The sequence below is a fragment of the Phyllobacterium zundukense genome (genome assembly GCF_025452195.1).
GTDB lineage: Bacteria > Pseudomonadota > Alphaproteobacteria > Rhizobiales > Rhizobiaceae > Phyllobacterium > Phyllobacterium zundukense_A.
In genome coordinates this window covers 1,495,632-1,508,446 of sequence record NZ_CP104973.1, presented here as the reverse complement: position 1 = coordinate 1,508,446, position 12,815 = coordinate 1,495,632, and the positions used below count along the sequence as shown (strand labels likewise).

The following is a 12,815-nucleotide window of genomic DNA, read 5'->3' as shown; positions in this document are numbered from 1 at the left end:
TCAGCCAATTGCCGATAAATCCACTTCGGGTCAATGGCCCTAAGCAAACACGATTGCATTTCTGCAGTGGTCCCTATGTGTACGGCTCAGAAAATTTTAGAAAGAATTCCCTTCTGCCACTCTTTGCTTTATGTCCGACGGGAATATTCAAATGGAAGATATGTGTGGCAAGACTTCTCGTCAAAAACAAACGGGGCAAAGGTTATCTGGTTAATCCTGGCCGTTCGCCCGTCGGGCGCGCCATGCGCTACCTGGTTCTACTGGTTGTCGTGCTCGTAATGTTGCCGATCATCCTGCTCAGTCTTTACCGATTGCCTTTCATCCATCCGATTTCCACGCTGATGGTCAAAGATCTCGTGACATTTTCTGGCTATGACCGCCGCTGGGTACCACTCGACCAGATATCTCCATCACTCGTCAATTCGGTCATGATGTCTGAAGATGCGAGGTTTTGTTTCCATAACGGCGTGGATTGGGATGCATTGAATTCGGTCGTTTCGGATACGATTGATGGCGAACAGACGCGTGGCGCGTCGACGATTCCGATGCAGACAGCCAAAAACCTGTTCCTGTGGACTAGCCGCTCATTCATCCGCAAAGGACTGGAAGTACCTCTGGCTGTACTGACGGATCTTATTTTACCCAAGCAGCGGCTGCTGGAAATCTACCTGAACATCGCTGAATGGGGCCCGGGTGTCTACGGTATCGAGGCCGCGTCGCAATATCATTTCAAGACGAGCGCAGCAAAGCTTTCGCCACGTCAGGCCGCTTATCTGGCGGTGACGTTGCCTAACCCAATCGTGCGCAACCCTGCGCGGCCTGGCCGTGGCATGCAGACGTTGGCACGGGTCAACGAACGCAGAGCACGGGGCGCCGGGGCCTATATCGGATGTGTGAATTAGGTGAATCTGCCGATAAAAGCCTTGGCGACAAAAAATATGCGAGTCCTGCTGGTCAAAAGCCCTCAGGACGTGTATAGCCCCACCGAACTTTCCGGAATTTTGTCCATTGCGACAGGCTCAATCGGGCCAGTGCCGGATTTTGACTGATTACTGGAGCTGGAACAATGGCTGTACCTAAACGAAAAACTTCTCCGTCGAAGCGCGGCATGCGCCGTTCCGCTGACGCGCTGAAGGCACCGACTTACGTCGAAGATAAGAATTCAGGCGAACTGCGCCGTCCGCATCACGTCGATCTGAAGACCGGCATGTACCGTGGCCGTCAGGTTCTGACGCCGAAGGAAGGCTAATCCTCTTTCGAATTCGTATGAAAAGACCGGCCGTTGTGCCGGTCTTTTTTGTTTGTGTGCAGCACTTGAGCTATTTCAGCTCGATCTCGATAAAAGCATATTCACCATCATTGGCGTTAACGACATCATGCTCGACGCCCTCAGTCCGGAAATAGGGAACGCCCTTTTTCATTTCCGCAAATGATTCACCGTCCTTCGTCACCAGCTTGACCCGTCCATCCATCAGCGGGACGACAACATAATCACGCGCGTGCCTGTGCCAACCCGTGTTCTCTCCGACAGCAAAACGATATTCTGTAACGACAACGCGCTCATTGTCGATGAATACAGTTGCTTTGGCCGCTGCCATACCGAGTACTCCGCCGTTAATGGTTCGCTCTATCCCCAGCAATTATTATTTATCAAGGGAGTCGAGTTTGCGCTGCATAGCGGCAATCTGCTCCTTCAACTCATCGAGCCCCGTATCCTTTGCGGGCTTCTCGGGCGCGTGCGCATCATCGGGCTCAGAAGGAGCGGTGGTCTTGTTCAAGGGAAAAGGCGTGAACATGCGCATGGCATGCTGCAACATTTCCGTGTTGCGACGCACCTGCTCTTCGACCAGTTTGAGCGGGGCGCTAACGTTCATCATGTCCATCGGCGTCTTGCCGAAGGCCGCCGTCAGTTGCTCGCGCATGCGCTCCTGCTCCTTTGCAAAGGCCGACATAGACTGTTCAAGGAACGTTGGAAGCACAACCTGCATCTGATCACCATAATAGGCAATCAATTGGCGCAAGAACGGGATAGGCAGCATGTTCTGCCCGTCCTTGTTCTCAAGCTCGAAAATAATCTGGGTCAGGACTGAGTGAGTAATGTCCTCGCCAGTCTTTGCGTCCTGAACGGTAAAGTCCTCGTTGCGTTTTACCATCTCGGCCAGGTCTTCCAACGTCACGTAAGTACTTGTTCCGGTGTTGTACAGACGCCGGTTGGCGTATTTTTTTATGACGATCTCCCCGGTTTTCGCAGCCATTACTCAACTCCCCAAAACTTCGTTTCCTCCGCCGAATTTTGCGTGCCGGCTTATGGATGGACTTGAGAGGATAGGGGCAAAGCGCGCCAATTCAAAGCGTTTTGTGCATTGCATTCAACGCAGTGCATTGTGCCCAATGCTGCACTGCGATCGGTGATATTTGCGTCTCATACTTAAATGGGCCTTGTCAAACTGTTGCAGGCAGCTAATTTTGATCGATATATGCTTTATGAATTCAGAATGACAAATATGAGGAAACGTTATGACCCAATCCATCGTCATCGCCAGTGCCGCCCGGACCCCCGTTGGATCGTTCAACGGGGCATTTGCAAATGTTCCGGCACATGAGCTGGGCGCCGCCGTCATCAAGGAAGTTCTGAGTCGCGCCGGTGTCGACGGTGCGGATGTCGATGAGGTGATCATGGGACAGGTGCTCGGCGCTGGCGAAGGCCAGAACCCGGCGAGACAGGCAGCGATGGCCGCCGGTATTCCGCAGGAAGCGACCGCCTGGGGGCTGAACCAGGTTTGCGGTTCCGGATTGCGTGCGGTTGCTCTTGGCATGCAGCAGATCGCCATGGGTGATGCCACTATCGTTGTTGCCGGAGGTCAGGAATCGATGTCCTTGTCACCCCATTGCGCGCATCTCCGCAGTGGTACCAAAATGGGCGACATGAAGCTGATCGATACGATGATCAAGGATGGTTTGACCGATGCCTTCCACGGTTATCACATGGGTATTACAGCCGAAAACATCGCCACCAAGTGGCAGTTGACCCGCGAGGAACAGGACAAGTTCGCGCTTGGCTCACAGAACAAAGCCGAGGCAGCTCAAAAGGCTGGCAAGTTCAAGGATGAAATCGTGCCGTTTACGGTCAAAACGCGCAAAGGCGACGTCGTGGTCGCCGACGATGAATATATCCGACACGGAGCAACACTGGACTCACTGGCAAAATTGCGACCGGCTTTTGACAAGGACGGCACTGTGACTGCAGGCAACGCATCGGGTCTCAATGACGGAGCCGCCGCGGTGGTGCTGATGAGCGAGGAAGAAGCCAAGCGCCGCGGCATCAAGCCACTGGCAAGGATCGCATCCTGGGCGACAGCCGGTGTTGATCCATCCATCATGGGGACGGGGCCGATCCCGGCCTCGCGAAAAGCCCTTGAAAAGGCCGGTTGGACGGCCGAAGATCTTGATCTCGTCGAGGCAAACGAAGCGTTTGCGGCTCAGGCCTGCGCCGTCAACAAGGATCTCGGGTTCAACCCGGAGATAGTCAATGTGAATGGTGGCGCAATTGCTATCGGCCATCCAATCGGTGCCTCTGGTGCTCGTGTTCTCAATACCTTGTTGTTCGAGCTGAAGCGTCGCAACGGCACAAAGGGCCTCGTCACGCTTTGCATAGGTGGCGGCATGGGAGTCGCGCTTTGTGTAGAGCGCATCAAGGACTAACAAGTTTCAACCGGCTCAATATTATTGGGCCGGTTTTTATATCGATGGCCGCTGTTGCTACCAACAAGCCGTTTCATTTTCATTGTCGCACAGCGTTATACGAGATCAGTTTCAGGGAGGGATGATAAATGACAAAAACAGCAATCGTAACGGGTGGAACGCGCGGTATAGGCGCAGCAATATGCGTCGCTTTGAAAGCCGCAGGCTACAAGGTTGCGGCTAACTACGCTGGCAATGATGACGCCGCCAAAGAATTCGGAAAAAAGACCGGAATCGCGACCTATAAGTGGGATGTCTCCAATTATGAGGAATGTGCGGCTGGTATAGCAAGGATCGAAGCAGATCTCGGTCCCGTCGCTGTACTGGTAAATAACGCCGGCATCACTCGCGATGCGATGTTCCATAAGATGACACCGGGCCAATGGAGTGACGTAATCAACACCAATCTTACCGGCCTGTTCAACATGACCCATCCAGTATGGAGCGGTATGCGCGACCGCAAATTTGGCCGGGTGATCAACATTTCTTCGATCAACGGACAAAAGGGCCAAGCCGGCCAAGCCAACTATTCGGCTTCAAAGGCAGGTGATATTGGCTTTACGAAGGCTCTGGCTCAAGAGGGCGCGCGTGCCGGTATTACGGTCAATGCCATCTGCCCCGGCTACATAGGCACCGAGATGGTGCGGGCAATCGATGAGAAGGTGCTCAATGAGCGGATAATTCCGCAAATTCCGGTCGGACGCCTTGGCGAACCGGAAGAAGTAGCGCGCTGTGTGGTGTTTCTGGCATCTGACGATGCGGGTTTCATTACCGGGTCTACACTCACGGCCAACGGTGGACAGTATTCGACCTGAACGTAACGGAGGATACGTGGCGCCAACATGGTGTTCTTCCGCAGTATGAGCGCCTGAATCTTGTCCTATAAAAGCTTGTGAATCGTTGCGCGTTGTGCGGTTTTTGTTGCTGCAGCATCCAACTGTGTGTGGTGAACAAAACGGAAATCCCGCGAGACGCCGGTTCGTTTCGGCTCGACCGGAATGGCAATAACACTAGTTGGGGACACGCGCGCATTGATCAGGTAACCATAAGAAATCATTTGTCTTTGGTGCTGAAAAACTCGGTCACAATCATGGGTTGACACGCGCCACTCTAAGAAATGCAGTGTGGAGGGACTTATTTTTAGTGATTCAGCATGTAGTACGAATTAGCGCGGAAAAGCTAAATATGGCCGTGAACAAATCAGGAATCACGTCCTAGAGCCGTTTCGTAGCTGATTCGTTCGCCTCGCGTTCTATTTCGTTACGGTACACTCCGTGAATCGTTCGCGATTGTTTATCTGTTTAGCCCCGCCTACCTTTGTGTCGGACGCTTAAAATGCTAATCGAAAACGCATGCCCGGCTTTTACCGCCTCGTGGCCGGTATTGGATTGTAGTTGATGAACCTTATGCCCAACCCCGAAGTCCCCCTGGTCTTGACTGGCCGCGATGTTACAGCCGTCCTGGGGCCTACAAATACAGGGAAAACCCATCTAGCGATCGAGCGGATGCTTGCCCATCATACCGGAATGATTGGCTTGCCACTTCGTCTGCTTGCCCGGGAGGTTTATCATCGTGTGGCAGACAGGGTGGGGCTGGCAAATGTTGCGCTGATTACCGGTGAGGAAAAGATCAATCCACATGGAGCGCGCTATTCGGTCTGCACGGTTGAAGCGATGCCCCGCCAAACCGATGTGGATTTTGTCGCCATCGATGAAGTGCAACTCGCCAATGATCTTGAACGTGGTCATATTTTTACCGATCGCATTCTGCATCTTCGCGGTCGTCAGGAAACGTTGTTGCTTGGTGCTGCAACCATGCGGGGGATACTGGAGAAGCTGTTGCGTGGCGTTTCGGTCGTCACGCGGCCACGACTTTCAAATCTCGCCTATGCAGGATCCAAGAAAATAACTCGCCTGCCGCCCCGCTCCGCGATAGTCGCCTTCGCGGCCGAGGAGGTTTACTCCATCGCCGAGCTCATAAGGCGCCAGACTGGTGGCGCAGCGGTGGTCATGGGTGCGCTCAGCCCGCGTACCCGCAACGCGCAGGTCGATCTATATCAATCTGGTGATGTCGATTATCTGATCGCCACAGACGCCATTGGCATGGGTCTCAATCTTGATGTTGATCATGTGGCCTTCGCTCAGGACCGCAAATTCGATGGCTATCAATTTCGTAATCTCTCCCCGGGCGAGATAGGGCAGATAGCTGGCCGCGCCGGCAGGCATTTGCGCGACGGCACGTTCGGCGTGACGGGCCAAGTGTCGGGGTTCTCGGAGGAACTCGTACAGAGAGTGGAATCCCATTCCTTCGACGCTGTCAAGATTCTGCAGTGGCGCACGGCTCGCTTTGACTATTCCAGCCTGGACGCGCTGAAGAGATCCATTGATATGCCCGCTCCTATCGAAGGATTGACGCGTGCTCTCCCTGCGGTCGATCAACAGGCGCTAGAATATTTGTCCAACGACCCGGATGTCGCGCCACTGGCCACTACGCCTGAACGTGTGGCTCTTTTGTGGGATGCTTGCGCGCTGCCCGACTATCGCAAGATTGCGCCAGCCCAGCACGCCGATATTATCGCATCGATCTACACCGACCTTGCGGATAAGGGCCATGTGAACGAGAATTATATGGCCGAAGAGGTTCGCCGCGCCGATTCCACGGATGGCGATATCGACGCGCTTTCACGGCGGATCGCCCAGATCAGAACCTGGACTTTTGTGTCTCACAGGCCTGGATGGCTTGCAGATCAGGCACATTGGCAAGAAAAGACGCGTGAAATTGAGGACAGACTATCAGATGCACTGCATGAAAGGTTGACGAAACGCTTCGTAGACCGCAGGACAAGCGTGCTTATGAGGCGCCTGAGAGAGAATACAATGCTAGAAGCCGAAATTAGCCCTGCCGGGGACGTTGTTGTCGAGGGGCATCATGTTGGACGTTTGGATGGGTTCCGTTTCACTACGGACGCTCAAGTCGATGGAACGGACGCGAAGGCCGTCAAGGCTGCAGCGCAGAAAGCGCTTGCGACGGAATTCGAGAATCGCGTCGAGCGGTTCTCCGCTTCGGCCAATGGCGATTTCGCCCTCGGCTCAGACGGGACTTTGCGATGGATCGGCGCGCCGGTCGCCTCGGTCGTCTCAGGTGAGCAAGCGCTGAAGCCGCGTGCTGTTCTGCTTGCCGACGAGCAATTGACAGGCCCGGCGCGGGACAAGGTTGCGGCCCGCGTCGATCGCTTTCTCGCTCATCACATCGAGACGATACTGAAGCCACTTGTCGATCTTGCCAATGCCGATGCGCTGGTTGGTATCACCAAGGGCCTTGCTTTCCAGCTTGTCGAGAATTTCGGCGTCCTTCAGCGCCGGGATGTGGCCGAAGACGTACGTGGCCTCGATCAGGATTCACGAGCCGCTCTTCGCCGTCTTGGTGTCCGCTTCGGGGCTTACCACGTATTCCTGCCCGCTCTGCTCAAGCCTGCACCAGCCGGTCTGCTCACGCTTTTGTGGGCCCTCAAGGAAGATGCCAAGGATCGCCCCGGCTATGGAGATGTAGTGCAGGTCTTATCTGCAGGACGCACATCTGTGGTTACTGATCCCACCTTTGATCCAACCTTCTATCGGCTTGGGGGCTACCGTCTCCTCGGCCGGCGCGCAGTGCGAATCGACATTCTTGAGCGCCTCGCCGATCTTATCCGGCCTGCACTTGGCTGGAAGCCTGGAATGGGCACACGGCCGGACGGCGCGTATGATGGAACTCGCTTTGTGGTGACTCCGTCGATGATGTCGATCCTCGGCGCTACCGCCGACGATATGGAAGAAATTCTCAAAAGTCTTGGCTATCGTCCTGAATCGGTCGCAGCAGCAATTGTTGCTGCCAAACTGATAGAACTTGATACCGTGCCACTGCCTGCCGACCCAGCGGCTGTGGTTGCTGCCACGTCGGGCCCAGCGGTCGCTGAAGATGAGAACGTCACACCTACGGAAGCAGCCGTCAATTCCACTGAACCGTCTGCCGACGGAGAGCTCCAGCCGGAATCGGTTGCAGAAGTCAGTGCATCCGCTGACGAGCCTGCCCCGACTGTTGTGCAAACTGTGGCTGAAGAAGCGCCGAAGCCAATTCTGCTCTGGCGCCAGGCGCGTTTTGACGGCCGCAACAATCGCGGGCACCAAGAGAAACGCGAGCATCATCGCGGCGGACAGGCGCGCAGTGTCCAAGGCGAACAGCGCCCCCCTCGGAATGAACGCGACGCAAATCAGCAGAACGAACAGGGTGCGCGCAAGGAACAATTCCGCGGTAAAGGCAAGCCCAACGGCAAGGATCGTTTTAAGCAAGGCGACAGTGGAAAGATTGCCGCCAAGCCGCCTCTCCATGCGAAGCGCCAGGAACGTGAAGATCGTCCGGTCAAGATCGACATGGATTCTCCCTTTGCGAAACTGCTTGCACTGAAGGAACAAATGAAGAAATAGGCATGGTGGGCTCAGCCTCAAATCATGGAAGTACAAGGCAGCGCATTGACAAATGGCTATTCTTCGCCCGAGTGGTCAGATCCCGGGCCCTCGCAGCCAAGCTTGTCTCTGGCGGCAATGTGCGGTCGAACAAAGACAAAATTGATCAGCCATCGCACGGCGTGAAGCCCGGGGATGTCCTGACGATCACACTTGATCGGCGTATTCTCGTCTACAAAGTGGTCTCTGGTGGAACACGCCGGGGTCCGGCCGAAGAAGCGCGGACGTTGTACGAGGACATCTCGCCGCCACCTCCAGCCAAAGACGGCATCACTGCTCTTGACGGATTACCCAAGCGCGATGCGGGCAGCGGCCGCCCGACAAAACGTGAACGCCGGCAGGTTGACCGGTTGATGCAGAGCGACGACGACAATTCCGGGTGAATGATGTTGTATGACAAAGTGTTCATACTGCACATCTAGCAATTTTGCTGCAATGCAATATATTCTGTCGGCCTTCTGCACGCACGGTTGATCAATCAAAGGAAATAATCATGGCCAAAAAGACCGCAGTCGTTACAGGCTCGAATTCCGGCATTGGGCTCGGTTCCGCGCATGCTCTTGCAGCAGCAGGATACAATGTTGTGATCAACTCATTCACTGACCGGCCCGAAGATCATGCACTTGCCAGGGAAATTGCCGAGAAGTACGGCGTAGAGGTAGCCTATATCAAGGCAGACATGTCGAACGGTACCGAGTGCCGGACCCTGATTGAAAAGGCCGCCCAAACCTTTGGCAATGTCGATGTCCTGGTCAACAATGCCGGAATTCAGTTCGTTGCGCCTGTCGATGAGTTCCCGACGGAAAAGTGGGACGCAATCATCACCATCAATCTGACATCGGCGTTTCATACGACTGCTGCTGCCCTTCCATACATGAAGAAAGCCGGGTGGGGACGCATCATAAATATTGCGTCAGCACATGGGCTTAGGGCCTCGCCATTCAAATCCGCCTATGTCGCGGCCAAGCATGGCGTCCTTGGCTTTACCAAGGCTGTTGCGCTGGAAGTTGCAGAGCATCACATCACGAGTAATGCAATCTGTCCCGGTTACGTGCTTACGCCGCTCGTCGAGGCGCAGATACCTGATCAGATGAAAGCGCATGATATGGATCGTGAGACCGTTATCCGCGAGGTCATGCTCGACAAGCAGGCTACCAAGGAGTTTGCGACTGTGGATCAGATTGGCGCAACCGTCGTATTCCTCGCCAGCGACGCCGCCGCGCAGATCACCGGAACCTCCATATCCGTCGATGGTGGCTGGACAGCGCAGTGACAAAGGTAAAATCGAAGACAATCAACATCGCCCTGCAAGGCGGTGGTTCGCACGGTGCCTTCACTTGGGGCGTTCTCGACCGCATCCTCGAGGATAGCCGACTGACAATCGAAGGCATATCCGGCACCAGCGCAGGTGCAATGAACGCCGTAGCTCTCGCCGACGGTTGGTCACATAACGGCGCTGAAGGTGCCCGTGCAAAGTTGCACGAATTCTGGCGAGCCGTGGGGCGAACAGGGCAATTCAGCCCGGTTCAGCGCACGCCATGGGATCGATTCTTCGGCAACTGGTCAGTTGAACATGGCCTCGGCTACAACCTGTTTGAACAGTTTTCGCGACTGTTTTCTCCCTACGAGTTCAATCCGTTCAATCTTAACCCCCTAAGGGACGTGGTTGAAAAGGAAATCGATTTCAAACGGGTACGGGCCTGTTCTCAATTCAAGCTCTTCGTTTCCGCGACCAACGTAGAGAGCGGGCGGCTGCGTGTCTTCTCGCAATCGGAACTTAATGCAGACGTGGTCATGGCCTCAGCCTGCCTTCCCTATATTTTTCAGGCAGTGGAAATCGATGGCGAACCCTATTGGGATGGCGGCTATGGCGGCAATCCGGCGCTATACCCGTTCTTCTATTCGAGCGAGAGCGAAGACGTCCTCTTGGTCCAGATCAATCCGATCGAAAGACGCGGCACCCCCAAGACGGCACGCGAAATAACCGATCGTATCGATGAGATTACCTTCAACGCTGCGCTTTTGCGCGAGTTCCGTTCGATTGCATTCGTCAATTCGCTGATTAAAGCCGGGAGGCTGGAGCATGGCGAATACCGCAACATTCGAATGCACCGCATCGACGCCGACGAAGCGCTCGAGGGCCTGTCTTCGTCGTCCAAAATCAACGCCGAATGGGCGTTCCTTGAATATCTGCGCGATCTTGGTCGAGCAGCCGCAGGCGATTGGCTGGAGGAAAATTTCGATGCTGTTGGCGAACACGCTACGCTCGATCTGACCGGCGAGTTGACACCGGAAATGAGCGTCGGACTGAAGTCTCACAAGCCCGGAAAACGCGTGAGCGATTTTCTCATGCAACGGAAAAAGCCCGCCGTCGTCGCCCGGCGCGCTTAATCAAACACTTCCGGTTTTCTTCGAATCGCGGAATTGTTCCAACTCTTTATTTTTACGCAATTCCGGACGGAAAACCGGTTCCCACTTTTCCTGGAATTGCTCCATTATCGGTCAACATCAGCGCTCTTTGCCAGATTGGACATCAGGAACACAACGATAAGCAATCCGGCGAGCACCATATAGATCGGTCCGAATCCGGTTCTGCCTCCGACAAAACCTATGGCCGATGGAGCGACAAGAATACCCGAATAGCCCATGAGCGTCACCATGCTGAGCGCCACCCCGGAAGACGTCCCTTTTTGATTTCCTGCTGCCGAGAAGGCGATTGGGACCATATTTGCGATACCAAGTCCAGCGAATGCAAATGCAAGTATCGCAATCCAGGAATTGGGAGCGACACTGGCTATCAACATGCCGGTTGCGCCGATAAGTGCCGAATAGCGCAATGTTTTCACTGCACCGAAGCGGTTGCGAACGCCATCGCCGAGAAAGCGCATGATCGACATTGTTCCGGAAAAAGCGGCGAAGGCGAAACCGGCGGTTGCAATGTCTGCGCCACGCTCCTGCTGAAGATAGAGCGCCGCCCAATCGAGCACCGAACCCTCGGGTACCATGGAAAACAACGCCATCAATCCGATGAGATAGATCAATGGATTGGTCGGGAACTCAAGTTTGTGCTTTTCCTGTACCGCAGGCGAGTCTTCGGTGATCATATAGCCGAAGGTTGCCATGCTTAGCACGATGGCGATCAGCGTAACCACCAGCGCATGAGCCAAGTGGCCATGCGCTTCGATCACCAATCCGCCCAGTGCACCGCCGGCAAACCCGCCAAGGCTCCAAAATCCGTGTGATGACGACATTACCGCCCGCGAAAGTTTTTTCTCCACCTCCACTGCATTAGCGTTCATCGCGACGTCCATGCCGCCAATCACAGCACCGAAAAGAAACAGCGCTGGAGCAGCTGTCGAGACGTTTGGAGCGAGAGCGACGAGCAATAGCGAGAAGGAGCAGAACACCGCAAAGGCCTTCACGACCGCCCGTGATCCAAATCGGCTGATCAGGTAACCACACCACGGCATCGCAGCGAGCGCGCCTACACCAAAAACCAGGATGAGCAAACCGAGCGTGAATTCACTGATCCCGAGACGCACCATAAATACGGGAATTTGCGGCGCCCAGCTGCCGACGAGGAAGCCGTTGAAGAAAAACGCGCAGGCGACGGCCCACCGGCCATAGACGGCTTTCCTGAGGTAGACAGAGGCATCCATTGGATCATCACCTGTTGTGGGCTGATACTGCGAAGACATTCCGGTCACCCGAGTTGATCGTCTGCGACGATCACTTCGACACCCATCCCGCTTATTCGCTCCAGAATCGACCGATCTGCAGTCCGGTCGGTTATAAGGGTGGATACGAGCGATATCGGTCCAATGGCAAAGGGAGCCTGCTTAACAAGCTTTTCGCTTGTTGCAAGGAGAATGATCTCATTGCAAGCCTGACCAAGGGCAAGTTTCATGCGTGCATCATCGTAGTTCTCGGCACGTAGCATCAACTCTTCATCGACGGCGCATGCACCGAGAACACAATAGTCAACACGCATCGATTGGACTTCGGCCAGCGTGGATTGCCCGATGGCACTGCGCGTCAGCCGGTTTAGGCTTCCACCCAGAAGAATAACCTCGCAGCAGGGATGGTCGAGCGCCGCCGAAGCGATATCCGGGGAACCGGTGATGATGCATGCCTGAAGGTCTCTAGGGAGTGCATGAACAAACTCCAGCACCGTTGTACTGGAGTCGAGAAGCATCGTGGTGTTCGCCGGGATGCGGGCGGCGGCGGCGGCGGCGATTGCCTTCTTGCCGGCGGTCTCATCGCGAGCACGCTGCTGAAAGCTTCGGGGACCTGATCTGCTTCTGGCAGCGCCTCCGTGGAAACGCTGGACGAGGCCCTGTTCGGACAATTCCCGAAGATCGCGGCGTATGGAGTCTTCTGAAACACCAAATTCCGATGCAACCGCATTCGCCAGCACGCGGCCAGACTCATTGATCCTTTGAAGGATCATACTTTTTCTTTCGTCCGGCGATAAATCCTTCAGCATCGAACACCCCGCACCTGTAGCGAGCATAACGGCATTTGCCTATATCGGCAAGATAGGATGCGTATATTTGCATGAATAAGAATTTT

The 12,815-nt window shown here is 54.9% G+C and carries 12 protein-coding genes; 8 read left to right on the top strand and 4 right to left on the bottom strand.

Translation table 11 applies throughout. From position 1 onward, the window contains the following. Positions 1 to 242: 242 nt before the first annotated feature. Positions 243 to 902: a monofunctional biosynthetic peptidoglycan transglycosylase gene (gene mtgA, locus N8E88_RS19705; protein WP_262295537.1), complete on the top strand. Its 660-nt coding sequence runs from the start codon at positions 243 to 245 to the stop codon at positions 900 to 902. A 164-nt stretch (positions 903 to 1,066) separates the two neighbouring features. Beyond that, positions 1,067 to 1,249: a 50S ribosomal protein L32 gene (gene rpmF / locus N8E88_RS19700; RefSeq protein ID WP_008121851.1), complete on the top strand. Its 183-nt coding sequence runs from the start codon at positions 1,067 to 1,069 to the stop codon at positions 1,247 to 1,249. A 70-nt stretch (positions 1,250 to 1,319) separates the two neighbouring features. Here the strand turns inward: rpmF and N8E88_RS19695 are convergent, their stop codons facing one another. Next, positions 1,320 to 1,598 (bottom strand): cupin domain-containing protein, encoded by a 279-nt coding sequence (locus tag N8E88_RS19695; protein WP_262295151.1) that lies wholly within the window; start codon positions 1,596 to 1,598, stop codon positions 1,320 to 1,322. A gap of 45 nt (positions 1,599 to 1,643) precedes the next feature. Beyond that, positions 1,644 to 2,255, bottom strand: a complete 612-nt coding sequence (gene phaR, locus N8E88_RS19690) for a polyhydroxyalkanoate synthesis repressor PhaR (RefSeq protein ID WP_262295150.1) — start codon at positions 2,253 to 2,255, stop codon at positions 1,644 to 1,646. Positions 2,256 to 2,517: 262 nt separating this feature from the next. Here phaR and N8E88_RS19685 point away from each other — a divergent pair, with 262 nt between their 5' ends. The 6 genes from N8E88_RS19685 (at position 2,518) to N8E88_RS19660 (ending at position 10,634) form a co-directional block, all read left to right on the top strand. Then, a complete protein-coding gene (locus N8E88_RS19685) occupies positions 2,518 to 3,702 on the top strand; it encodes an acetyl-CoA C-acetyltransferase (RefSeq protein ID WP_262295149.1) in 1,185 nt (394 codons plus the stop codon). Between the two features lie 128 nt (positions 3,703 to 3,830). Further along, entirely contained in the window at positions 3,831 to 4,556 is a 726-nt protein-coding gene (locus tag N8E88_RS19680; RefSeq protein WP_262295148.1) for a beta-ketoacyl-ACP reductase, read from the top strand. 582 nt (positions 4,557 to 5,138) lie between these two features. Then, positions 5,139 to 8,204, top strand: a complete 3,066-nt coding sequence (locus N8E88_RS19675) for a helicase-related protein (RefSeq protein ID WP_262295147.1) — start codon at positions 5,139 to 5,141, stop codon at positions 8,202 to 8,204. 2 nt (positions 8,205 to 8,206) lie between these two features. After that, positions 8,207 to 8,626: an RNA-binding S4 domain-containing protein gene (locus N8E88_RS19670; RefSeq protein WP_262295146.1), complete on the top strand. Its 420-nt coding sequence runs from the start codon at positions 8,207 to 8,209 to the stop codon at positions 8,624 to 8,626. A gap of 110 nt (positions 8,627 to 8,736) precedes the next feature. After that, a complete protein-coding gene (locus tag N8E88_RS19665) occupies positions 8,737 to 9,516 on the top strand; it encodes a 3-hydroxybutyrate dehydrogenase (protein ID WP_262295145.1) in 780 nt (259 codons plus the stop codon). Continuing rightward, complete coding sequence (locus N8E88_RS19660) at positions 9,513 to 10,634, top strand: patatin-like phospholipase family protein (protein ID WP_262295144.1); 1,122 nt, start codon at positions 9,513 to 9,515, stop codon at positions 10,632 to 10,634. Before N8E88_RS19665 ends, N8E88_RS19660 begins: the two co-directional genes overlap by 4 nt. A gap of 104 nt (positions 10,635 to 10,738) precedes the next feature. Here N8E88_RS19660 and N8E88_RS19655 read toward each other — a convergent pair whose 3' ends face one another. Further along, on the bottom strand, positions 10,739 to 11,902 hold the full coding sequence (locus N8E88_RS19655) for an MFS transporter (RefSeq protein ID WP_262295143.1): 1,164 nt from the start codon (positions 11,900 to 11,902) through the stop codon (positions 10,739 to 10,741). Positions 11,903 to 11,946: 44 nt separating this feature from the next. Beyond that, complete coding sequence (locus tag N8E88_RS19650) at positions 11,947 to 12,693, bottom strand: DeoR/GlpR family DNA-binding transcription regulator (RefSeq protein WP_262295142.1); 747 nt, start codon at positions 12,691 to 12,693, stop codon at positions 11,947 to 11,949. Positions 12,694 to 12,815: the final 122 nt, after the last annotated feature.

Coding starts and splice junctions, on each gene's coding strand:
- mtgA (WP_262295537.1), top strand. CDS start 243: ATGCGCTACCTGGTTCTACTGGTTGTCGTGCTCGTAATGTTGCCGATC.
- rpmF (WP_008121851.1), top strand. CDS start 1,067: ATGGCTGTACCTAAACGAAAAACTTCTCCGTCGAAGCGCGGCATGCGC.
- N8E88_RS19695 (WP_262295151.1), bottom strand. CDS start 1,598: ATGGCAGCGGCCAAAGCAACTGTATTCATCGACAATGAGCGCGTTGTC.
- phaR (WP_262295150.1), bottom strand. CDS start 2,255: ATGGCTGCGAAAACCGGGGAGATCGTCATAAAAAAATACGCCAACCGG.
- N8E88_RS19685 (WP_262295149.1), top strand. CDS start 2,518: ATGACCCAATCCATCGTCATCGCCAGTGCCGCCCGGACCCCCGTTGGA.
- N8E88_RS19680 (WP_262295148.1), top strand. CDS start 3,831: ATGACAAAAACAGCAATCGTAACGGGTGGAACGCGCGGTATAGGCGCA.
- N8E88_RS19675 (WP_262295147.1), top strand. CDS start 5,139: ATGAACCTTATGCCCAACCCCGAAGTCCCCCTGGTCTTGACTGGCCGC.
- N8E88_RS19670 (WP_262295146.1), top strand. CDS start 8,207: ATGGTGGGCTCAGCCTCAAATCATGGAAGTACAAGGCAGCGCATTGAC.
- N8E88_RS19665 (WP_262295145.1), top strand. CDS start 8,737: ATGGCCAAAAAGACCGCAGTCGTTACAGGCTCGAATTCCGGCATTGGG.
- N8E88_RS19655 (WP_262295143.1), bottom strand. CDS start 11,902: ATGGATGCCTCTGTCTACCTCAGGAAAGCCGTCTATGGCCGGTGGGCC.
- N8E88_RS19650 (WP_262295142.1), bottom strand. CDS start 12,693: ATGATCCTTCAAAGGATCAATGAGTCTGGCCGCGTGCTGGCGAATGCG.